The sequence below is a fragment of the Mesorhizobium sp. B1-1-1 genome (assembly GCF_006442955.1).
Taxonomy (GTDB): Bacteria; Pseudomonadota; Alphaproteobacteria; order Rhizobiales; family Rhizobiaceae; genus Mesorhizobium.
This window is the reverse complement of sequence record NZ_VFWW01000004.1, coordinates 49,846-72,154: the sequence shown is the minus strand read 5'-3', so window position 1 is coordinate 72,154 and position 22,309 is coordinate 49,846. Positions and strand designations below refer to the sequence as shown.

At 62.5% G+C, this 22,309-nt stretch carries 19 protein-coding genes; 5 read left to right on the top strand and 14 right to left on the bottom strand.

The window, feature by feature from the left end; translation table 11 throughout:
• The first annotated feature begins 15 nt into the window (after positions 1-15).
• Positions 16-1,266 (top strand): D-amino acid dehydrogenase, encoded by a 1,251-nt coding sequence (locus tag FJ986_RS08680; protein WP_140666502.1) that lies wholly within the window; start codon positions 16-18, stop codon positions 1,264-1,266.
• 16 nt (positions 1,267-1,282) lie between these two features.
• Here FJ986_RS08680 and FJ986_RS08675 read toward each other — a convergent pair whose 3' ends face one another.
• The 7 genes from FJ986_RS08675 to FJ986_RS08645 all read right to left on the bottom strand — a co-directional run bounded on the left by FJ986_RS08675 (position 1,283) and on the right by FJ986_RS08645 (position 8,417).
• A complete protein-coding gene (locus FJ986_RS08675; RefSeq protein ID WP_140666504.1) occupies positions 1,283-2,659 on the bottom strand; it encodes an FGGY-family carbohydrate kinase in 1,377 nt (458 codons plus the stop codon).
• Positions 2,656-2,973, bottom strand: coding sequence for an L-rhamnose mutarotase (rhaM, locus tag FJ986_RS08670; protein ID WP_140496569.1), 318 nt, complete (start codon positions 2,971-2,973; stop codon positions 2,656-2,658). Before rhaM ends, FJ986_RS08675 begins: the two co-directional genes overlap by 4 nt.
• A complete protein-coding gene (locus FJ986_RS08665; protein WP_140557654.1) occupies positions 2,973-3,968 on the bottom strand; it encodes an ABC transporter permease in 996 nt (331 codons plus the stop codon). Before FJ986_RS08665 ends, rhaM begins: the two co-directional genes overlap by 1 nt.
• Positions 3,965-4,942 (bottom strand): ABC transporter permease, encoded by a 978-nt coding sequence (locus tag FJ986_RS08660; protein WP_140564780.1) that lies wholly within the window; start codon positions 4,940-4,942, stop codon positions 3,965-3,967. Before FJ986_RS08660 ends, FJ986_RS08665 begins: the two co-directional genes overlap by 4 nt.
• Entirely contained in the window at positions 4,939-6,480 is a 1,542-nt protein-coding gene (locus FJ986_RS08655) for a sugar ABC transporter ATP-binding protein (protein ID WP_140673995.1), read from the bottom strand. Before FJ986_RS08655 ends, FJ986_RS08660 begins: the two co-directional genes overlap by 4 nt.
• Before the next feature lie 81 nt (positions 6,481-6,561).
• The gene (rhaS, locus tag FJ986_RS08650) at positions 6,562-7,557 is read right to left on the bottom strand and encodes a rhamnose ABC transporter substrate-binding protein (RefSeq protein ID WP_140496561.1); all 996 of its coding nucleotides are present in this window, start codon (positions 7,555-7,557) and stop codon (positions 6,562-6,564) included.
• A gap of 56 nt (positions 7,558-7,613) precedes the next feature.
• Positions 7,614-8,417, bottom strand: coding sequence for a DeoR/GlpR family DNA-binding transcription regulator (locus FJ986_RS08645; RefSeq protein ID WP_140496559.1), 804 nt, complete (start codon positions 8,415-8,417; stop codon positions 7,614-7,616).
• Between the two features lie 187 nt (positions 8,418-8,604).
• Between FJ986_RS08645 and FJ986_RS08640 the strand changes: the two genes are divergently transcribed.
• The 3 genes from FJ986_RS08640 to ggt all read left to right on the top strand — a co-directional run bounded on the left by FJ986_RS08640 (position 8,605) and on the right by ggt (position 14,040).
• On the top strand, positions 8,605-10,707 hold the full coding sequence (locus FJ986_RS08640) for a bifunctional rhamnulose-1-phosphate aldolase/short-chain dehydrogenase (RefSeq protein ID WP_140673993.1): 2,103 nt from the start codon (positions 8,605-8,607) through the stop codon (positions 10,705-10,707).
• Positions 10,708-10,751: 44 nt separating this feature from the next.
• A complete protein-coding gene (gene rhaI, locus FJ986_RS08635) occupies positions 10,752-12,086 on the top strand; it encodes an L-rhamnose catabolism isomerase (protein ID WP_140666510.1) in 1,335 nt (444 codons plus the stop codon).
• A 214-nt stretch (positions 12,087-12,300) separates the two neighbouring features.
• Positions 12,301-14,040 (top strand): gamma-glutamyltransferase, encoded by a 1,740-nt coding sequence (gene ggt, locus FJ986_RS08630; RefSeq protein WP_140496553.1) that lies wholly within the window; start codon positions 12,301-12,303, stop codon positions 14,038-14,040.
• Positions 14,041-14,155: 115 nt separating this feature from the next.
• Here the strand turns inward: ggt and FJ986_RS08625 are convergent, their stop codons facing one another.
• The gene (locus FJ986_RS08625) at positions 14,156-14,500 is read right to left on the bottom strand and encodes a hypothetical protein (RefSeq protein WP_140496551.1); all 345 of its coding nucleotides are present in this window, start codon (positions 14,498-14,500) and stop codon (positions 14,156-14,158) included.
• Here FJ986_RS08625 and FJ986_RS08620 point away from each other — a divergent pair.
• The gene (locus FJ986_RS08620; protein ID WP_140513305.1) at positions 14,487-14,888 is read left to right on the top strand and encodes a hypothetical protein; all 402 of its coding nucleotides are present in this window, start codon (positions 14,487-14,489) and stop codon (positions 14,886-14,888) included. The genes FJ986_RS08625 and FJ986_RS08620 overlap by 14 nt on opposite strands.
• A 763-nt stretch (positions 14,889-15,651) precedes the next feature.
• Here the strand turns inward: FJ986_RS08620 and FJ986_RS08615 are convergent.
• From FJ986_RS08615 to FJ986_RS08590, 6 genes are all read right to left on the bottom strand, one after another.
• A complete protein-coding gene (locus tag FJ986_RS08615; RefSeq protein ID WP_140496549.1) occupies positions 15,652-16,392 on the bottom strand; it encodes a ribonuclease activity regulator RraA in 741 nt (246 codons plus the stop codon).
• 24 nt (positions 16,393-16,416) lie between these two features.
• Positions 16,417-17,580, bottom strand: coding sequence for a mandelate racemase/muconate lactonizing enzyme family protein (locus FJ986_RS08610; protein ID WP_140496547.1), 1,164 nt, complete (start codon positions 17,578-17,580; stop codon positions 16,417-16,419).
• Between the two features lie 31 nt (positions 17,581-17,611).
• Entirely contained in the window at positions 17,612-18,709 is a 1,098-nt protein-coding gene (locus tag FJ986_RS08605; protein WP_140496545.1) for an ABC transporter ATP-binding protein, read from the bottom strand.
• A gap of 10 nt (positions 18,710-18,719) precedes the next feature.
• The gene (locus FJ986_RS08600) at positions 18,720-19,610 is read right to left on the bottom strand and encodes a carbohydrate ABC transporter permease (protein ID WP_140496543.1); all 891 of its coding nucleotides are present in this window, start codon (positions 19,608-19,610) and stop codon (positions 18,720-18,722) included.
• Positions 19,607-20,566: a sugar ABC transporter permease gene (locus FJ986_RS08595; RefSeq protein ID WP_140557668.1), complete on the bottom strand. Its 960-nt coding sequence runs from the start codon at positions 20,564-20,566 to the stop codon at positions 19,607-19,609. The genes FJ986_RS08600 and FJ986_RS08595 overlap by 4 nt, the downstream gene beginning before the upstream one ends.
• Before the next feature lie 78 nt (positions 20,567-20,644).
• Positions 20,645-22,123, bottom strand: coding sequence for a sugar ABC transporter substrate-binding protein (locus FJ986_RS08590; protein ID WP_140673991.1), 1,479 nt, complete (start codon positions 22,121-22,123; stop codon positions 20,645-20,647).
• Positions 22,124-22,309 lie beyond the last annotated feature (186 nt).

The following is a 22,309-nucleotide window of genomic DNA, read 5'->3' as shown; positions in this document are numbered from 1 at the left end:
TTTTGGGGGGACGACATGAAGATAACGGTGCTCGGGGCCGGCGTCGTCGGCACGGCGGCCGCCTACTATCTGGCGAGCGACGGCCATGAGGTCACCGTCATCGAGCGTCATCCGGCGCCGGCGCGGGGCACCAGCCAGTCGAATGCCGGGCTGGTGTCGCCGGGCGATGCCACCGCCTGGGCTTCCCCGGCGGCGCTGAAGACCTTCCTGCGCGGGCTCTACAACCACGATCTCGGCATCAAGGTGCGACTGCGCTTCGATCCCTATTTTCTCGCCTGGAGCCTGCGCTTCCTGCGCCAGTGCACGGTGGCGCGCCTGCGCGCCAACACCGACGTCAAGCTGCGGCTCGCGCTCTATTCGCGCGACTGCATCAATGCGCTGTCGGAGGCGACCGGCATCCACTATGACGAGCGCAAGAAGGGCATCCTCTACTTCTTCCGCTCGCAGAAGAGTCTCGACACCGGGACCGACAATTATCGCTATCTTGCCGAGCATGGCTTGCCGATCGAGATCGTCGGGCGCGACCGGCTGGTCGAACTGGAGCCGGGGCTTGCCGGGGTGAAGGACAAGATAGCCGGCGGGGTTTATTCGCCCACTGACCAGACTGGCGATTCCAAACTGTTTGTCGACAGGCTCGCCGCCTATGCGACCGAGAGGCTTGGCGCCGAGTTCCGGTTCGGCACCACGGTCGAAGGTTTCGATATCGAAGGCGACAGGGTGCGGGCCGTCATCACCTCGTCAGGCCCGGTGGCCGGCGATGTGGTTGTCATCGCAATGGGCCCGGAAAGCGGCCTGCTCGGCCGCCGCTACGGCATCGACCTGCCGGTCTATCCAGTGAAAGGCTATACGGCGACGATTCCCCTGGAGGACGAAAGCAAGGGGCCGACCATGGGCGGCGCCGACGAGGACCGGCTGATCGGCTATTCCAGGCTGGGCAACCGCTTGCGGATGTCCTCGACGGCCGAGTTCACCGGCTTTGACCGAAGCTTCAAGCCCGCTGACTTCAATACCATCATCAGCACCGGCAAGGATCTTTTCCCTGGCGCCTTCGACGAGAAGAAGGCCATGTTCTGGGCGGGCCTGCGGCCGATGATGCCCAATTCCGTGCCGGTCATCGGCCGGGCCCGCTACAAAAATCTCTATCTCGACACCGGCCACGGCCATGTCGGATGGACCATGGCCTGCGGCTCGGGCAAATTCCTCGCCGACCTCGTCGCCGGCCGAAAGCCCGAAATCGATCCACAGGGGCTGGTCTATGAAGACTAGGCAAGCGGATCCGGAGTTAGCCCCGCCCTTCGACCGCCGCACGCCAGGTGCTTGCATAATCCGTCAAGGCGGGGTCGACCGGCGGTTCTTGTCTCAAACCCTTGCCATGCGCCTCAGCCTTGTCCGATGCCAGCAACGCGGCGCCGATGCTGGTGCCGGTCGCGGCTTCGGAGGCGACGACGCTTCTGGCGGTCGCCGCCGCCAGCATGCCGACAAAGAGCCGGTTGCGGGCGAAAGGGCCTTCGACAATGGTCGGGCCGTCGGCGCCGATCAGATCGAGGCAGGTCGCCGTCATCAGCGCCAGATAGAAAGAGATGGCGGCAAAGCGCTGGCCGCTGTTCATGCCGTCAGCGTTGAGCCACGCCGCCGCATGATGCGGGAACGGTCCCGACCCCTGTTGTGTCGATGGCAGCAGCAGCGTCCTTTTTGCCAGCACGGCCCCGACATCGTCTTCGGTCGAGTTCTCCGGCTGATCATCCGTCAGCACGGAAAATTCGCGGCCGCCCATGAAGCGCGCCGATGGCACGGGATCGCCCAGCGCGTTGACGTTGACCAGCGTATCACGCGCCGGGTCGAGCGCCACCGATCTGCCGCTGACCGACATCGACACCACCCAGGTGCCGGTCGAGACGACGCTAAAAGGCGGCGCGTCGGCGAGAAGATGCGGCAGCAGCGAGGCGTTGGAATCGTGCAGGCCGCAGAACACGGGCGTCTGCGGATCGAGCCCCGTTCGCTCGGCAAGCGCCGGCAGGAGCGGGCCGAGCCGGTCCCTTGCCGGCCGCACCGGCGCCATCAACGCGCGCCAACCGAGGCGGTCGATCATTGCCGAAAAATCCGCTTTCCACGGGTTCCACAGATCGGTGTGGCAGCCGAGCGAGGTCACCTCGTTGGCGGCGATGCCGGTCAGCCGCAGCGCCCAATATTGGGGATACATCAACATCGCCGTTGCCCTGGCGAATTCCGTCGGAAAGCGCTTCTGCTGCCAGAAGAATTGCGCGCCGAGATTGAGGCCGAGCGGCAGCCGCGGCGTGCCGGTTTCAGCGAAGGGCGGACGGATCGCGTCATACTCGGCCGCGAGTTCCTCGGGGCCGTCGAATTCGTAGTCGAGCACGGGCAACACCAGTTCGCCGGAGGCCTCAACCAGAGCGCCCGTCGCGCCATGGGTAGTGATCGAAACGGCGTCGATGGTCTGTTCGCGGTTGAGATCGGCAAGACTGTCGAGGATGAAGGCCCACAGCGCCTCGACGTCGTGATGCGGGTAGCGGGCTTGCCGCACCGGCGCGTTCGCCACTCGGCGCAGCGAGACCTCGCGCAGCGTGGCGAGGTCGACCAGCGCCACCTTGGCGTTGGTCTTGCCGATGTCGATGACGGCGATGTGGCGCGGGGCACTCATGCCATGTGGAACATGGTTTCCAGGGGCACGGCCACCGGCTCATTGTCAGGCCTGGTCTCCATGAGGTCGGCCATGTCTGCCCACCAGCGCTGCATCACCGGATGCTTCGGCAGGTCGGCCATGCCATGGTCGTCCCGCCGCCACAGCACGCCGAACAGGATGTTGGTCTCCTCGTCGAGATGGATGGAATAGTCGGAAACCCCGGCCTGCTTCAACAGCGCGACCAGCGATGGCCATATCTCGTCGTGACGCTTCTTGTATTCCGCCTTCATGCCGGGCTTGAGCATCATCTTGAACGCGTATTTTTCGGCCATCAGTGTCCCCCGCGCAGCCGCCGCCAGACGATCGGCAGCGCGATGACGATGATCAGGAGCAGGCCGATGAAGATCGACATGACGATGCCGGGCACGTTGAGCAGGCCGAGCCCGAAGGTCACCAGCCCCATGATGAAGGCGGCGAGCACGACGCCGACAATGCTGCCTGCGCCGCCAAGGATGCTGACGCCGCCAAGCACCACCATGGTGATGACTTCCAGCTCATAGCCCTGCGCGATCGAGGGACGGGTCGAACCGAGCCGGGAGGTGATCAGCACAGAGGCGATGCCGGACATCAGCCCGGTCAGGCAGAACAGGATGAACTTGATGCGGCCGACACGCACGCCGGAAAACTGTGCCGCGACCGGATTGTTGCCGATGGCGAAGACGCGGCGGCCGAAACTCGTGCGGTGCAGCACGAACCAGTAGACGACGGCGGCGATGAGAAAGAGCACCAATTCGAACGACACCACCCACCGGACGTAACCCTGGCCGAAGAAGGCGAAGCTCTCGGGATAACCCTTGTAGGCCTGGTCGCCGAGGATGATGAAGGCGATGCCTCGAAACAGGCTCATCGTGCCGATGGTGACGACGATCGAGGGCAGGCCAAGCCTCGTGACCAGCAGGCCGTTGAAGGCGCCGCAGCCGAGCCCGACGACGATGCCGATCGCCACCAGCACCGGCGTTCCGGCGCCGGCCTGCACCGCCATGCCCATCATGGTCGAGGCCAGCGCGATGATGGCGGCGACCGACAGGTCGATCTCGCCCGAAATGATCAGCAGCGCCATGGCGAAGGCGATCAGGCCCTTCTCGGTGAAGTTGAAGGTCAGGTCCGACAGCGAATAGGGGTCGAGGAAATAGGGCGAGGCGAAGCTGTTGATGGCGAAGATGGCGAGGGCCACCACGACCAGCAGCGCTTCCCAGGAAAAGATCGCCGAACGAAACGGCTTGTCGAGCCGGTCCGGAATGTGGCGCGGGGCAGGGACGTCGCTCATGCCGCCTCCATTTTTCTCAGGATGATGCGGCCCTGCTGGCGTTCGCCGCGCGCGTTGAGCACGACGGCGAGGATGATGGCGCTGCCCGAAATCGCCATCTGCCAGAAGGGCGAGATGTTGATGACCGGCAGCGCGTTGGAGATGATGCCCAGGAACAGCGCCCCCAACACCGCGCCCCCGACCGAACCGATGCCGCCGGCAATCGAGATGCCGCCGATGACGCAAGCGGCGATGATGTTGAGCTCGTAGCCATTGGCGACCTCGACCGAGGCGATCACGTAGCGTGAGATCCAGAGATAGCCGGCGAGCCCGCCGATCATGCCGGAGATGCAGAAGACGATGAATTTCGTCCGCCCGACATCGATGCCGGCATAAACCGACGCCGTAGGATTGACGCCGATGGCATAGATCGAGCGGCCGAGCGCGGTGCGCGTCATCAGGATGAAGAACAGCGCGATGACCAGAATGGCGATCCAGGACAGCACCGGAATGCCGAGTAAGGCCGCGCGTTGGAAGCCGATGAACTCGGGGCTCATCTTGTCGGCATTGACCCAGGCGCCGCCGGAGATGACGAAGGTGGCACCGCGATAGATGGTCAGCGTGCCCAATGTCACCACGATCGAGGGGATGTTCAGCCGCCACACCAGAAGGCCGTTGATGGCGCCGAGCACCAGGCCGACGACCAGGGCAATGACGATCAGCAGCGGGATCGGGATCGCCGGGTGAGCGGCGTTCAGCATCGCCACCACCATGCCGGTAAAGCAGAGGTTCGACGCCATCGACAGGTCGATCGAACGGGTCAGGATGACCACCATCTGCCCGAGCGCCAGGATCATCAGGATCGAGGTGTCGTTGAACACCTGGCGCAAATTGCCGGGGTCGGCGAAGGCGGGAAAACGCGTCGAGATCAGCCCGATCAGCACGACGATGGCCGCCAGCAACCAGATTTCGCGATATTTCAGCAAAGTTTTCATGCCGCGATCCCCGCCGCCGTCCGGACCAGCGTCTCGGCGTCCAGTCCGTTGTTGTCGTAGACGGCCGCGACAAGGCCCTCGCGCATGACGACGACGCGGTCGGACATGCCGAGGATTTCGGGCAGCTCCGACGACACCATGATAACCGACAGGCCTTGCGCCACCAGCTCGGCCATGAAGCCGTGCACGGCGGCCTTGGAGCCGATGTCGATGCCCTTGGTCGGCTCGTCCAGGATGATGACCTTGGGCGTGGTCGCCAGCCATTTGGCAATGACGATCTTCTGCTGGTTGCCGCCCGACAGCGTGCCGACATCCTGGCTGAGCGAGGAGGCCCTGAGGTCGAGCCGCTCGGTGTAGGAGCGGGCGAGCGAAAATTCCTCCGCCAGCCGCAGCACGCCGGATTTGGAGGTGCGTGCCAGCGACGGGAGAGAAACATTCTGGAAGATGGGCAGGCCGATCACCACGCCTTGCTTGCCGCGTTCCTCCGGCACGTAGACGATGCCGGCCTCGATCGAATCCGCCGCCGATTTCGGCACGATCGACTTGCCGTCCAGCGTGATCGTGCCGCCGGAGGTGCGAGTGATCCCTGAAATCGCCTGCATCACCTCGCTGCGGCCGGCGCCCACAAGACCGTAGAAGCCGAGAATCTCGCCCTTGTGCAGTTCGAAACCGATGTCGTTGAATTCGGTGGGGTGCGACAGGCCGGAGACCGACAGCACCTGCGCGCCGATCTCGGCCTTGCGCTGTGGAAAGATGTGATCGACCGCACGGCCCACCATCATGCGCACGATCTGGCTCTGGGCGGCATCCTTGATCAGCCCTTCGCCGACCATCTCGCCGTCGCGGAACACGGTGTAGCGGTCGGCGATGCGGTAGATCTCGTCGAACTTGTGGCTGATGAACAGGATCGCCTTGCCTTCGCTCTTGAGGAACTCGATCAGCAAAAAGAGCTCTTCGATCTCCTTCATCGAAAGGGCGGCCGTCGGTTCGTCCATGATGACGATCTGCGCGTCGATCGACATGGCCCGCGCCACGGCAACGAGATGCTTGTTGGCGATGCCGAGGTCCTTCAGCCTTGCATCGGCGTCGATATGGCGGGCATGCATGGTGTCGAGCACTTCGCGCGCATTTCTGCGCATGGTGCGCCAGTCGATGGTGCCAAAGCGGGTGCGCGGCGCATGGCCGAGAAAGATGTTTTCGGCGACCGTCAGATCGTCGAACAGCACGGTTTCCTGATGGATGGCGGTAACGCCATGGCCGAAGGCGGCGTGCGCGCTGGGCAGGGTGACGTCCTGCCCGTCTATGCTGATCGTGCCCGCATCGGGCTGGTAGATGCCGGTCATGATCTTGACCAGCGTCGACTTGCCGGCGCCGTTCTCGCCGATCAGCGCCGTCACCTTGCCCGGATAGAGCGAGAGGCTGACATTGTGCAGCGCGCGCACGCCGGGAAAGCTCTTCGAGATGCCGGACAGCGTCAGGCGCGGCGTGGAGGCCAGGGGCCCGTCCTTCACCGTGCCGTGTTGGGCTGTCGTGTCCATGGTCGTATCAAGCCCTGAAACAAGGTGCGTTTGAAGTTGCGGCGGGGCGTGAACCCCGCCGCGTCAGCTTGAAGCTCCGGATCAGTAGATCTTGGAGAACTTCTCGATGTTGGTCTTGTCGAACTGGAAGGGCGGAGCCATCGCAGCCGAATTGGTGTCGTCGAGCGTGACTTTGCCGACGCGGCCGATCGACAGCGTCGCACCGGGCTTGGCCTCTTCCTTCTTCACCGCCAGATCATGGGCGAGGTAGACGGCGGAGTAACCGAGGTCGATCGGGTTCCAAAGAGCCACGGCCTGTGAAGCGCCGTTGTCGATGAACTTCTTGAACTCCGACGGCAGCGCGAGGCCAGTGACGTTGACCTTGCCGATCAGCTTCTCATCGGTGACGACCTGGGCAGCGGCGACGACGCCGACAGTGGTCGGCGCGATGATCGCCTTCAGGTTCGGATAGGACTTCAAGAGGCCCTTGGCTTCGTCGGTGCTCTTGGCCGAATCGTCATCGCCATAGACGGTGGCGACGAGCTTGATCTTCGGAAATTTCTCCGGCAGCACCTTCTTGGCCGCGTCGATCCAGGCATTCTGGTTGGTCGCGGTCGAGGAGGCCGACAGGATGGCGACGTCGCCGCCCTCCGGCAAATAGTCGGCGGCGAGCTTGATGATGGTCTCGCCGATCAGGCCGGTGTCGGACGGGTTCAGGTGAAGCTGGCGGCCTTCCTTGGCGACGCCCGAATCCCAGGAGATGACGGTGATGCCGCGCTCCATGGCCTTCTTCAGCACCGGCACCAGCGCGTCGGCGTCATTGGCCGAGATGGCGATAGCGTTGACCTTTTGCGCGATCAGTGAATTGACCACCTCGATTTGCGCTTCGGCGGTCGCCTTGGTCGGGCCGGTGTAGATGATGTCGACATCGCCCAGTTCCTTGGCCGCCTCTTCGGCGCCCTTGTTGGCGGCGTCGAAGAAGCCGTTGCCGAGCGACTTCACCACCAGCGCGATCTTGACGTTCTCGGCATAGGCGGCATTCACGACCATGGCGGCGGAAAAGGCCGCCGTAACCATCAGTTTCTTCAGAAAGCTCATCGAATATTCCTCCCTTGAGCGTTGCATTCCATCGCCGCTGCGGGCGTGAGGGTGTCTCAGGCTTGCAGCGAAGATTCTTCCTTTGCCGACTTGCGGGCGACGATCAGCGTTACCCCCGCTGTTTCGAGCATCTTTGCCTCGCGGTCCTCGATGCCGTCGTCGGTGATGACGGTGGCGATGCGCGACAGGCCGCACAGGATCAGGCTGGAGCGTTTGCGGAATTTCGAGGAATCGACCAGCACCACCAGCTCGTCGGCCTGATCGATCAACTTCTGCTCCGCCTGGATCAACAGCGGATCGCCTTCCATCAGGCCGAGCGGCCCGAGCCCCTGGGCGCCCATGAACATGCGGCGCGCGTAGAAATTGCGCGTCACGTCATTGTCGAAGGGCGACAGGATGATGTTCTGCTCGCGGTAGATGGTGCCGCCGGACAGCATCACCGTGTTCTTGGAGTGCTTGAGCAGGCTTTCGGCGATCGGGAAGGAATTGGTGAAGATCGGCATGCGGCGGCCGGTCAGGAAATGCACCATCTGGAAGGTGGTGGTGCCGCCGTTGATGATGATCGGCTCGCCGTCCTTGCAGAGCTCCACCGCTTCCCGCGCTATCGCCCGCTTCTGCGCGGCGTTGAGCGTCTCGTTGACGGAAAAAGGCCGGCCGGCAAGGCCGATGAACTGTGGCGGCGTGATCGCCTCGGCGCCGCCGCGCACCCGGCGCAGTCGCTTTTGCACGTGCAGGGCCGCGATATCGCGCCGGATCGTCGCCTCGGACGACTCCGTCAGGTCGACCATTTCCTGCACCGTCACCACAGGCTTTTCCTGGACGGCGGACAGAATGATCCTGTGGCGCTCTTTTTCGTGCATGGTTCCTCCCTGCATGGCCATCTGGCATTAGAAATCGCGCAGTGTCAATCATTTCCGATCATATAATTTCATTGTGCAGTGCAATATGATTGATGTTGATCGTTTGTGATTGACAAAGCCCCGCCTTGCGTAGACATTCCCGACGAAAAGAGGAGCGCACCGTCCGCGCTTCAAGGGAGGATTACCCATGCTCGACAAGCGCTCCGGCTCGCGCCTCGCCAATCTTTGGGATGATGCGAAGGTAAGGGGGATGAGCGATCCCGAGCTTCTGGTCTATCGTTCGAACACGCTCGGCTCCGACAAGCGTGTCACCAATTACGGCGGCGGCAACACATCGTCGAAAATCCGGCAACAGGATCCGCTCACCGGACAGGACGTGGAAGTGCTGTGGGTGAAGGGCTCCGGCGGCGACAGCGCTTCGATCAAGCTTGATGGTTTTGCCACGCTCTACATGGACAAATTGCGAGCCCTCAAAGGCCTTTATCGCGGCGTCGAGCATGAAGACGAGATGGTGGGTTATCTGCCCCACTGCACCTTCAATCTCAATCCGCGCGCGGCCTCGATCGACACGCCGCTGCATGCCTACGTGCCGAAGCCCTATGTCGATCACATGCATCCCGACGCCATCATCGCCATCGCGGCCGCCAAAGATTCCAAGGCCTTGACGAAAGAAATCTTCGGCGATGCCATAGGCTGGCTGCCGTGGAAGCGGCCGGGCTTCGAACTCGGCCTGTGGCTGGAGAAATTCTGCCTCGACCATCCAGCCGCCAAGGGCGTGATCCTGGAAAGCCACGGCCTGTTCACCTGGGGCGACAGCCCGAAGGAATGCTACGAAACGACGATCTCGGTGATCAACCAGGCGATCGAGTGGTTCGAGCGGCGTTCCGAGGGCGTCGCCATTTTCGGTGGCGAAGCGGTCAAGTCGCTCGACGCCGCCGAACGCCGCGCCATCGCCGCGAAGCTGATGCCGAGGATCCGCGGCCTCATCTCGGAAAAGAGTCATAAGCTCGGCCATTTCGACGATTCCGCCGCCGTGCTCGAATTCGTCAATTCCAGGGATCTGCGCCCGCTGGCGGCACTCGGCACCTCATGCCCGGACCATTTCCTGCGCACCAAGATCCGGCCGCTGGTCATCGAGTTCGATCCGGCCAAGCCCGATGTCGATGCCGTCATCGCGCGGCTGGCCGACGACATTGCCGAATACCGCGTCGGCTACCAGGCCTATTATGACAGCTGCAAGCATGCGGACTCGCCCGCCATCCGCGATCCCAACGCCGTCGTCTATCTGATGCCCGGCGTCGGCATGTTCACCTTCGCCGGCGACAAGGCCACGGCGCGCATTTCGGGGGAGTTCTACGTCAACGCCATCAACGTCATGCGCGGCGCCTCGACCGTCTCCTCCTATGTCGGCCTGCCTGCGCAGGAAGCCTTCGACATCGAATACTGGCTGCTCGAGGATCTGAAGCTGCAGCGCATGCCGAAGCCCAAGGCTCTTGCCGGCAAGATCGCGCTCGTCACTGGCGGCGCGGGCGGCATCGGCCGCGCGACGGCGAGCCGGCTGCTGCGCGAAGGCGCCTGCGTGGTGCTCGCCGACATCGACGAGACAGCACTTGCCAGCGCCAATCAGGAACTGGCCAAGGCCTATGGCAAGGATTTTGTCCGCCCCGTGGTCATCAACGTCACGTCGGAGGATCAGGTCGTCGCCGGCTTCGCCGAAACGGCGGTCGAGTTCGGCGGCATCGATATTCTGGTCTCCAACGCCGGCCTCGCCTCCTCGGCGCCGATCGAGGACACGACGCTGGCGCTGTGGAACAAGAACATGGACATCCTGTCGACGGGCTATTTCCTGGTCTCGCGGGAAGCGTTCCGGCTGTTCAGGGTGCAGAAGATCGGCGGCAACGTCGTTTTCGTCGCCTCCAAGAACGGCCTTGCCGCCTCGCCGAACGCTGCCGCCTATTGCACCGCCAAGGCCGCCGAGATCCATCTCGCCCGCTGCCTGGCGCTGGAGGGCGCGGAGGCGCAGATCAGGGTCAACGTCGTCAATCCGGACGCCGTACTGCGCGGTTCCAAGATCTGGTCCGGCGAGTGGAAGGAACAGCGCGCCGCCGCCTACAAGATGTCGACCGACGACCTCGAGGAACATTACCGCTCGCGCTCGATGCTTAAGCGCTCGGTGTTTCCCGAGGACATCGCCGAGGCGATCTATTTCTTCGCCTCCGACATGTCGGCCAAGTCGACCGGCAACATCGTCAATGTCGACGCCGGCAACGCGCAAAGCTTTACGCGCTAGGCCCTCCTTCTCCCCATTCACGGGGAGAAGGTGCCGGCAGGCGGATGGGGGCAGCGCCAGCTGAACGAAATTTGGGAGGAACAGCAGTGTCCGAAACCATCATCTCGGCCGACGTCGTCGAAAAAAACAACGCGGCGCGCAAGGCCGACCTCGAGCGTGACTACGCCTCGCTCGGCGAACGGCTCGACCGTCGCGGCATCGCCATCGACGCGATCCGAAACAAGGTCGAGAAATTCGCGGTGGCGATCCCCTCCTGGGGTGTCGGTACCGGCGGCACGCGCTTTGCCCGTTTCCCCGGCGCCGGCGAACCGCGCGACATCTTCGACAAGATCGAGGATTGCGCCGTCATCAAGCAATTGACGCAGGCGACACCGACGGTGTCGCTGCACATTCCCTGGGACAAGGCCGACCCGAACCGGCTGAAGCAGGCGGCCTCGCGTTTCGGCCTCGGCTTCGACGCCATGAACTCCAATACGTTCTCCGACGCCAGGGACCAAAAGCTGTCCTACAAATTCGGCTCGCTCTCGCATGCCGATGCCGGAACGCGCCGGCAAGCGGTCGAGCACAATCTCGAATGCATCGAGATCGGCAAGACGCTTGGGTCGAAGGCGCTGACGGTGTGGATCGGCGACGGCTCGAACTTCCCCGGCCAGGTCAACTTCGCCAAGGCGTTCGAGCGCTATCTCGATGCCATGAAAGAGGTCTATGTCGGGCTGCCCGCTGACTGGAAGCTGTTTACCGAACACAAGATATACGAGCCTGCCTTCTATTCCACCGTCGTGCAGGATTGGGGCACCAATTACATTATTGCCAAGGAACTCGGCGACAAGGCGTTCTGCCTGGTCGACCTCGGCCACCACGCGCCCAACGTCAACATCGAGATGATCGTGTCGCGGCTGATCCAGTTCAGGAAACTCGGCGGCTTCCACTTCAACGATTCGAAATATGGCGACGACGACCTCGATGCCGGTTCGATCGACCCCTACCGGCTGTTCCTGGTCTTCAACGAACTGGTCGACGCCGAACTGTCCGGCGCCGACGGCTTCGATCCGGCGCATATGCTCGACCAGAGCCACAACGTCACCGATCCGATCGAGAGCCTGATGCTGTCCGCGGTCGAGGTGCAGCGCGCCTACGCGCAGGCGCTGCTGGTCGACCGCAAGGCGCTTGAAGGTTTTCAGGACGGCAATGACGCGCTGATGGCAACGCAGACGCTAAAATCAGCCTACCGCACCGATGTCGAGCCGATCTTGGCCATGGCGCGGCTGAACACCGGCGGCGCCATCGATCCGGTCGCCGCTTACCGGGCGGCAGGCTACCGCGCCAAGGTCGCGGCGGAACGCCCGGCCGTTGCCGGCGGCAGCGGTGGCATTGTCTGAGGCCGAGCCCGCCCCTCATCCGGTCGCTTCGCGGCCACCTTCTCCCCGCTGGGGAGAAGAGACTGGCGCGAGCGCTGACAGCCTCCTCTCCACTAGACTAGGGAAGAGGTCGGATGGCAATCCGGGTGGGGCTCTTTCTCGTGCTCCCTCAATTGTTAGTGGACTCGATCACCCCAACACGGTTTCCTAGGCGTCCCCCGCCAGGAGCCTCGCCATGCATATCACTCGCCGCACGCTGATCGCCGTCAGCCTCTCCTTCACAATCGCTTTCGCGCCATGGGCGGCCGCCTTCGCCGCCTCGCCAGCGCCTGCCAAAGGCGAGAACGGCATGGTTGTCACCGCGCAGCATCTGGCGTCGGAGGTGGGCGTCGAAGTCCTGAAGAAGGGCGGCAACGCCGTCGATGCGGCGGTCGCCGTTGGTTATGCGCTCGCCGTCGTCTATCCCAATGCCGGCAATATCGGCGGCGGCGGCTTCATGACTGTCCGCTTCAAGGACGGCAAGTCGACCTTCCTCGATTTCCGCGAACGTGCGCCGCTGGCCGCGACCAAGACCATGTATCTCGACAAGGACGGCAAACCGGTGAAAGGCGCCAGCCTCGACGGCTACCTCGCCGTCGGCGTGCCGGGCTCCGTCGCCGGTTTCGAGATGGCGCGCGAAAAATACGGCACCTTGTCCCGGCAGGACCTCATGGCGCCGGCCATTCGCTATGCCAAGGACGGGTTCATCCTCAATCAGGGTGACGCCGCCTCGTTTGCCGGAGGTGCCGACAGGCTGGCGAAGGATCCAGCTGCGGCGGCCATATTCCTGAAGCCGGATGGCAAGCCCTATGGCATCGGCGAGCGGCTGGTCCAACCCGACCTAGCCGCGTCGCTCTCGGCGATTTCCGAAAAAGGCCCCGACGCCTTCTACAAGGGCGCCATCGCCGATGCCATCGTCAAGGCAAGCGGCGCCAAGGGCGGTATCCTGGCCAAGGGCGATTTCGAACAATATGCGGTGCGCGAGCTCAAGCCGGTGACCTGTTCCTATCGCGGCTACGAGATCATTTCCTCGCCGCCGCCAAGCTCCGGCGGCGTCATCATCTGCGAAATCCTCAACGTGCTGGAAGGCTATCCGCTGTCCTATCTTGGCGCCGGTTCGGCCGAGACCGTGCATGTCATGGTCGAAGCCATGCGCCACGCCTATGTCGATCGCAACTCGGCGCTCGGAGATCCCGATTTCGTCGACAATCCGGTCTCGAAACTGCTGGACAAGGCCTACGCCAAGGACATTCGCGACAAGATCGACCCGTTCCGGGCCGGCGTCTCTCAGGACCTGATGCCGAAGGGGTTCGGCGAGAGCAAGGAGACGACCCACTATTCGATCATCGACAAGGACGGCAACGCGGTCGCGGTCACCTACACGCTCAACGGCTCGTTTGGCGCCGGCGTCGTCGCCGACGGCACCGGTATCCTGCTCAACAACGAGATGGACGATTTCACCCAGAAGCCCGGCGTGCCCAACCTCTACGGCCTGGTCCAGGGCGAGGCCAACGCCATCCAGCCGAAGAAGACGCCGCTGTCGTCGATGAGCCCGACCGTGGTGGCCAAGGACGGCAAGCCGTTCATGGTCATCGGCAGCCCCGGCGGTTCGCGCATCATCACCATTACGCTGGAAGCCATCGTCAACGTCATCGACCACGGCATGAACATCCAGGAGGCGATCGACGCGCCGCGCATCCATCATCAATGGCTGCCCGACACGGTCTATATCGAGCCGTTCGGACTGTCGCCGGACACCGAAAGGCTGCTGGCCGGCATGGGTTATCACCTCGATCTCAGCGACAAGACCTGGGGCCAGGCGGCGGGCATCCTGGTCGGCGGCAAGAGCCTTGCGGAAATCGGGAAGGGTGGCGGCGCGCGCTACAATGGCGCCATCGACAGCCGCGCCGCTTCCGGCGAGGCGCTCGGCTACTGATGGGACTGGCGCACTCCGCAAGCGCGTGAACCCGCGTCCGCAATCGCACCGAAAACGAAAAGACAGGGCGACCTGAGTTTCCGTGAAACGACCGCTCTAATTGACGATCAAGCCGTCACGAAATCAGCGTGACGGTGGATGCGATCAGCATCAGGGCCGCGATGCCGACGAACAGTGCGTAGATGCGCGGCCGGTCGAGCAGAAGCGCGTTTCCCGATATCCAGGCCGATGTGGCGCCGCCGAGCGCGAACAGGAAACCGTTGCGGTGGCCGAAGGTCATCGACGCGGCCATCAGCCCGCCTATGATCAGGGCGCCGAACACGATTATGACGGCGACCGCGTATCTCTCGAAGTCGTTGCCGCTGCCCATCGCCGGACCGATTGCATTCAAATTCGGCAGGTCATCCGGATCGAAGGGGCTGGTCGACCCGTATTCGTCTTGACCGATGGATTCTCGCATCACTCGTTCTCCGCTGACCGGCAACAAACCATCAACACATGCCGAGCGCAACCCGATCGCGTGTTTCTCCCTACGTGTTGACCGCGATATCAAACCGTTCCGGCAGGGCGCGCCATCCGTTTTGGCGGGTTCGGACCACCGCCGCAACGCCAGCGGTGTCGGCCCGAATGGCAACGGCCCGCCAACCTGTTTTTATATGGGCGTTTCTTCTGGAGAAAACATGATGGCGGAGTTGATTCGAGCTTCGACAGAAGCATTTTTACGCGACCGGAGCCGCGGCGCCAGGCGCGGCCGCGTAAAATTTTCAGCTCCGGGCGTCCGCTTGATGTTGAGCCAGGTGCGTTCCGCACTTGGGGCGAGCGTCATGCTGGCGCTCGCGGGCTCATGATGAACCAGCTCGACCAAAGCGGCCGGGCTGATCGCATGGACAAAGCTCGGCCGGGGATCGATTTTCGGCGACGGCCTGCGATATCCTAAGCTGGTATCAGGGCGGCGATACGGTGGATGCTGATCTCCTTGCGTGCCTTGGACGCCTCGTTGGTCAGCCTCATGTCGAACCTCTGTACTGGACAGCCTCAATCCATAGTGCGAGCGCGGTGGCAGGCGACCGTCCCTTTACTTTCAAATCGCGGCCTCGATAGCCGCCGGCCGCGATCCATACCGTTTTTGAACGCTGATAGATTGTTACGCCTCGTGCATTCGCCCAAGCGCATGATTCCGCGAACTTTGGAGCCATTGCCGAGCCCGTTCCCGAGAATGCTGTCTCTATGTGACAAAGCTGCGTGGCCATATCAGGTCCCCTAATTTTGACGGTCCCGGCCGACGATCCCCGACCCTCGCCCAAAATCACCGAATGAATGATAGGACCGCTTCCGTTACGGTAATGTGTCGCCACCAGCGCGGTCAGGTATCTCCCGATGCAAAAGCCGCCAGCTTTCGGCAGGGACAGGTCTGGAGTGGCCAGGGATTAAACCCAGCTTAGGTCAACGAGCGGGCGGAGAGCCGGGATCGGCCGCCATTCAAACCTGATCAGGAGATCGGGCTGGAGACGATGATGCGCAAGGCGCACCTGTTCGACGCACAGCGCGGCGCCAGGATAAATTAGGGGGAATGGCTGACGCGCGCTGGCGACTGTCAGTTCATCCTGTCTATCAAGGTTTGGCGTTGGCTTTCCGCCAAGCCTCGTACTCGTCGTTCGCGCTTGGGTGCAGTGGATAGTAGCGTTGCAACGGCGCGCCCCCCATGAGTTTCATTCGTGAGAATTCCTCCCAATCGTGATGCTTCTGGGATTCTTCGATGACCTTCGGGGCCATTGCGACGGGAAGCACCACCACCCCGTCGTCATCGGCGACGATGATGTCGCCGGGGATCACCGTGACACCGCCGCAGGCAATCGGAACGTTGACCGCATTGGGATAGATGCTGGTCTGCACATGATAATTTGGCGTCCAGCCGCGCAGCCAAAGAGGCAGGTCGAGCTTTTCGACATTGGGCCGGTCGCGCATGCACCCATCGATGACAATGCCCGCACCGCCTCTGCCCTTGAAATAGGTCGACATCATATCGCCGAAGACACCGGAGCTCATGTCGCCGCGCGCGTCGACGACGACCACGTCGCCCTCCTGCGCATGGTAGAGCACATGTCTGTGAAGTTGCGTCTCCGGATCGGCATATTCTCCCTCGGTGAAGAGGTCCGGTCTCTGCGGCATGAACTGCAATGTCAGTGCCGGCCCGACGATCGACTTCCCATGGTTCTGCGGCACCGGGCCGACCATGTGCGGATTGCGAAAGCCCATATGGCCAAGTGTGCCCGCGACCGTGGCGGCGCCGATCTCCCTTAGCGCGTCGATCAGGTCCTTGGGCGGCCGCGTGATATCGGGAGTATGCGTCATTTTCGGACTCCGGTTGAAATTGAATTACCAGTTGGTGACAGAGCCGTCGCGGCGCTTGAGATGTGGCGCTTCCCAGAAACGGAAACTCTGCGCCTGGACCGCCGCTTCATTGACCTCGACGCCGAGCCCCGGCAGGTCGCTGACCGGATAATCGGGCCCGTCGAGCCTTGGCTGTACGGGGAAAAAGTCGGAATTGTCGAAACCCAGCTTCCTTTCGGGGATCCTGGTTTCTAGCCACGCAAAGTTGGGCACCGCGGCGGCGAGATGCACGGTTGCGGCCGTGCACACCGGGCCAAGGGGATTGTGTGGCATCAGGTCCACATAGTGCGCCTCGCTCCAGCCAGCGACTTTCATCGCCTCGGTGAGCCCGCCGACATTGCAGACATCGAGCCGGTTGAACTGGTGGATGCCGCGCTCGATGTAAGGCAGGAACTGCCACTTGCTGGCAAATTCCTCGCCGATGGCAAAGGGGATGTCGGTCATCGTACGAAGGGACTCGTACGCCTCTGGTGTCTCGGCCCGTATCGGCTCCTCGAGGAAATCAAGCACGCCGCGGCCGAGCTTGCTGCAGAAGCTCGCCGCCTCGGCCACCGACAGCCGGTGATGATAATCGACGCCGAGCACCACCTCATCGCCCAGCGCCTCGCGCGCTTTGTTCAGCATGCTCGCCGTAGGGCCGATCGATTCACGCGGCTCGAAGACGTCCTTGCTGCTTTGTCCGATGGGGAAGAAGCGGATTGCCTGCCAGCCCTGCGCGCGCAGTTCGCGGGCGCGTTCGATCGCAACATCGCCCTCGGCCTCGTCTCCGGTCGAGGCGAAGGTGGGCACGCGGTCGCGCTGCTTGCCGCCAAGCAGCTCGTAGACGGGCACCCCCAGCGCCTTGCCTTTGATGTCATGAAGGGCGATGTCGATGGCGGAAATCGCCGCCTGCAGGACCCGGCCTCCTTCGAAGTACTGACTGCGGTAAACCTCCTGCCAGATCAGGCCGATCTGCATCGGGTCGCGGCCGATGAGAAACTCGCGATAGTGCTCGACCGCGCCCGCCACGGCTTTCTCGCGACCGCTCAAGCCGCTCTCGCCCCAGCCGAAGATACCCTGGTCGGTCTCGACCTTGACGAGCATCTGGTTGCGCGTTCCCACCCATACCGGGTAGGGCTTGATCGCGGTGATCTTCAGGTTCTTGGTCATACACGCCCGCGTTCCACGCGCATCCCCTGTCTCAATCGGCCTTGAGGGCCATTTCAGTTTCGCCGTCGAACAGATGCATCCGCTCCTGGTCGAACTCGAGCCAGATCCGCTCATCAGGTTTGACGGCGACGTTGGGCGACACGCTGATGTTGACGATGGCGCCCGACAGGAATGCTTGCACGAAGGTGACGTCTCCGGTCGGCTCCACCGTATAGGCCTTGGCCGGAATGGCGCCCGGGACCGCGCTTTTGTGCAGCTTGATCGTCGAGTGCCGCGCGCCGAGCACGACCTTCTTGGTGGTCGCTCCCTGGACCTTGCGCGCGTTGAGTTGCGACAGCTCAAGCGTCCAGCCTTCCGCGCTGGTCAGCGCGGTGCTGCCGTTTGCCGTCGAAGCCTCCAGCGGAATGAGACTCATCGCCGGGCTGCCGATAAAGCTGGCGACGAACATGTTGACCGGATGGGCAAAGACCTGCGCCGGTGAATCGTATTGCTGCAGATAGCCGCCATTCATCACCGCCATCTTGTCGGCCATGGTCACGGCTTCGAGCTGGTCGTGCGTCACGTAGATGATCGTTGCCTTGAGGTCCTGGTGGAAGCGCTTGATCTCGGATCGCATCTGCACGCGCAGTTTGGCGTCGAGGTTGGAGAGCGGCTCGTCCATGAGGAACACAGCGGGGTCGCGGACGAGGGCACGGCCAAGGGCGACGCGCTGCTGCTGCCCGCCCGAAAGTTCCCGCGGTTTGCGCTCGAGCAGGTGCGTCATGTCGAGAACGCGCGCCGCTTCCCTGACCTTCTTGTCGATCTCGTCCCTGGAGAGTTTGCGCATCTGCAGCGGGAACGCCAGGTTCTTGTAGACCGATTTCTGCGGGTACAGCGCGTAGTTCTGGAACACCATTGCGATGTCCCGGTCCTTGGGGTCGAGATCATTGACCACCCGGTCTCCGATGACGATGTCGCCCGATGTGATCGAGGTCAGCCCCGCGACGAGATTGAGCGTGGTTGTCTTGCCGCAGCCTGAAGGGCCGACCAGCGCAACGAATTCGCCGTCATTGACCGTCAGCGAAACATCGTTGACAGCTTTGAAGCCGCCATAGGTCTTGACGAGATCTTTGAGGACCACGTGGGCCATCGGCAACTCCCTAATGCTTGACCGCGCCTTCTGTAAGGGCGCGTACGAAGTATCGTTGCAGGACGAGGAACAGCACCACGACGGGCACGCTCATCATGAAGCTGGCCGCCATCAGGCCCGGAAAGTCCGTCGTGTTTTCCGAGAAGAAGCGCTGGATGCCGACCGGCAGCGTCAATTGCTCGTTCTTGGAAAGGAAGGTGTAGGCGTAGATGTATTCGTTCCACGCGCCGATGAAGGAATAGATCGCGGTGGCGATGATCCCAGGCGTCGAGAGCGGCATCACGATCAGGATGAAGGCCTGGAACCGCGTTGCGCCGTCGATGCGCGCCGCCTGCTCGAGTTGCACCGGGATGTTGTCGTAGAAGCCCTTGAGCAGCCAGATCGCCAGCGGCAGCCCGAAGGTCAGATAGGTGAGAATGAGCGAGCCGTGCGTGTTCACCAGGCCGATCGCGCGCATCAGGATGAAGAGCGGCACGAGAAAGATCACTGCCGGGAACATGTTGCGCAGCAAAACGGCGAAGAACAGGAAGTTCCGTCCGGGGAAACTGAAGCGCGAAAAAGCGTAGGCCGCGGGGACAGCCACGATCACGGAAAGGATTGTCGTGACGGTCGACACGAACAGGCTGTTCCAGAAGAAGCGGAGGAAGTCCTGGCCGACGCTGTTCTGCGGATCGAGCAATTTCTGATAGCTGGCGAGGGTCGGCTCGTCCGGCCACCATTGCGGCGGGAATTGCGTCGCCGCGAACCCCGATTTGATCGAGGTGATCAGCATCCAGATCATCGGCAACGCCGTATAAAGCAGCATGAAAACGAGGAAGATGCGCCCGGCCCACCGCCATCCGTCGACGCGCATACGGCGACGGGTCTGGCCTCGGGAGACCGTCTCGGCAATCGCGCTCATACGCCGCCCTCCTTCCGCTCGTTGCCGCTCAGCGCACGGACGTAGAAGTAGCCCAGCGTCATCAGGATGATGAACAGGAGCACCGAATAGGCCGATGCCACGCCCCAGCGCTGCCGGCCGAAGGCGAGTTCGTAAATATGGGTGATCCAGATATGCGATGCATTCGACGGCCCGCCGCCGGTCATGATCCAGGGGATGATGAAGGAATTGAAGTTGGCCACTGCTAGCAGCAGGATCGTCACCACCGAGACGTTGCGCAGATGCGGGAAGGTGACGTGCCAGAAGCGCTGCCAGGCATTGGCTCCGTCAACTTTCGCGGCGAGCAGCAACTGCTCGGGGACTGTCTGCAGGCCCGCCATCATCATGATCATGGCGAACGGAAACTCGCGCCAGATATTGACGACGATCAGCGAGGGGAGAACCGTGCTGACGTTGTCGATGAAATTCGGCGGTCGGTCGGCCAATCCGAGGCCGACCAGCACTGCGCCGATGATGCCGAAATCCGAATGGTAGATCCACTTCCAGATATAGGAGGCGGCGACCGCGCTGATGACCCAGGGAATGATCAGGATAGCGCGCAGCACACCGCGGCCGATAAAGTCGCGGTGGAGTGCCAGCGCAGTGGCAAACCCCAGGACAAAGGAGATGAAGGTGGACCCGAATGTCCAGATCAGCGTGTTCCAGGTGACTTTCCAGAACACCTCGCTGGTGAGGATGGCCGTGTAGTTGTCGAAGCCGATGAAGGTCTTGTCACGAAGCTGCAAGCCGGGCGGCGTCTTATAGAACGACAGCTCGATCGTGTAGTAGATCGGATAGGCGATGACGATGAGCATCACGGCGATCGCGGGCAGCACGTACGCGTAGTCGGCGCGATGCTCCCAGATATTCCGCAGCGCACCGGACCTGCCGGGTTGCAATTTTCGGCGCGCCTCGGCCTTGCCGGTCACGATCGTCACGATGGTATGCCCTTGTTTCTTCGGAACGAACCGGCTGCGCTGTCAGCGCAGCCGGTCAGGTCGTGGGTCAGGCGCAGGCTAGAGCCCGCCCATCAGGTCTTTCACCTTCTGGGCCGCGTCGTCCGCCGCCTGGTCGACGGTCATCGCTCCGGTCAGAGCATTCTGCAGCATGTCCGGGACGATGATGTTCATGATCTCCGGGGCCTGCGGCAGCGCCGGGAACGGGATGCCGTATGGCAGCATCGAGGTCGTGACATCGAGGAATTTGATGTTGTCCAGACGTTCCTTCATCCATTTGGTCTTGAAGCCGTTCAGGTTGCCGGGATTCGATCCGGCATAGGCCATCTTCAGCGACCATTCAGGGCTCGTCCACATGCAGATGATAGCCTTCGCCGCCGGCTCGTCTACCTTGCCGCCTTCGACATATTCGGGCTTCAGGATGTGGATGTTCGAGCCGCCGAACACGACGGCGCGCTTGCCGTCGGGCCCGGCCGGGATCAGGCCGTAGCGCATGTTGTCTATGACGGTCTGCGCCTTGTCCTTGTCGGTGCCCGTCGCCTTCTTCTGCAGGTCGAGCATGACATTGTAATCGGACGGGTGCGAGATCATCATGCCGAGTTGGCCGGCGACGAACAGGGGCTGGTTATCGGCCTGCTGGTTGGTGAGTGCCGAAACCGGAACCGACTTGTCGCGAACATACATGTCGTAGGAAGCCTGCAGCGCCGCCTTGCTCTGCGGGCTGTCGAGCTCGACCTGCTCATAGGTCGGGTTTGCCGCCGCTTCGTCGAAGACGCCGCCACCATAGGCCCATAGCTGCGGCATGAAGCGATACGGCGTATTGCCGGCATTCTTGCGAGCCACGAGGCCATACCCGGCAATGCCGAGCTTGTCGTGGATCTGCTTGGAATACTTGATGACGTCGTCCCAGGTTGCCGGTGGCTTGTCCGGATCGAGGCCGGCGCGTTTGAAGATGTCGGCGTTCCAGATGAACGCCATCGTTTCGTTGTTGGTTGGAATGCCGTAGGTCACCCCGTCCCAGGTCACGGCCTTCATGGCGCCGGGCCAGAAGTCCTCGGTCGAATAGCCCACATCCTCCGGCTTGAGCGGCTGCAGATAGCCTTTTGAAGCGAATTCGGTACCACCCAGGATTTGCAAGCGGACCGCCATCGGCGCGGCATTGCCGAGGAGCGCGGTGCGGAACTTGTCGAGAAGGTCGTTATAGGTGAGGGCTTGTTCCTCGAGCTGGATGTTTGGATAGGTCTTGCGGAAGGTTTCGAAAAATTCCTTGTAGTACTGGCGCAGGAGGTCGGGGTCGCCCTCGAACACGCCCTGATACCAGAAGGTCAGTCGCCCCTTGTAGTCCAGCGGGGTGACCTTGGCACAATCGGCCGCCGTGTCGAAATCCTGTGTTCCCGCAATGGCGCGGACGTATTCCGGCGACCACTTGCTGAGGTCGACCGGCGGCGCGCCCAGCGCCGATGTGGACATCAGCGATGCCGCCATAACGCTGACGACAGTGCCGCGCAGGACCGCACTGCCGAGTATAATCCTCGTCATAGGTATCCTCCCTGGTTCTCCCATGCCGCTTTGCGGCGAGGCAAAAGCGGTTTTTTGCTCGTTTGATCGCAGGACGTCTTTGTATCTGTGTACCCTTTCGGGAGCTCCGTACGTTTTCAGATCATGAATTGCCTGTCAACGCGTTAGATCGTACATTGTTTATCGAAACTTTGCGTGTTAATCGGA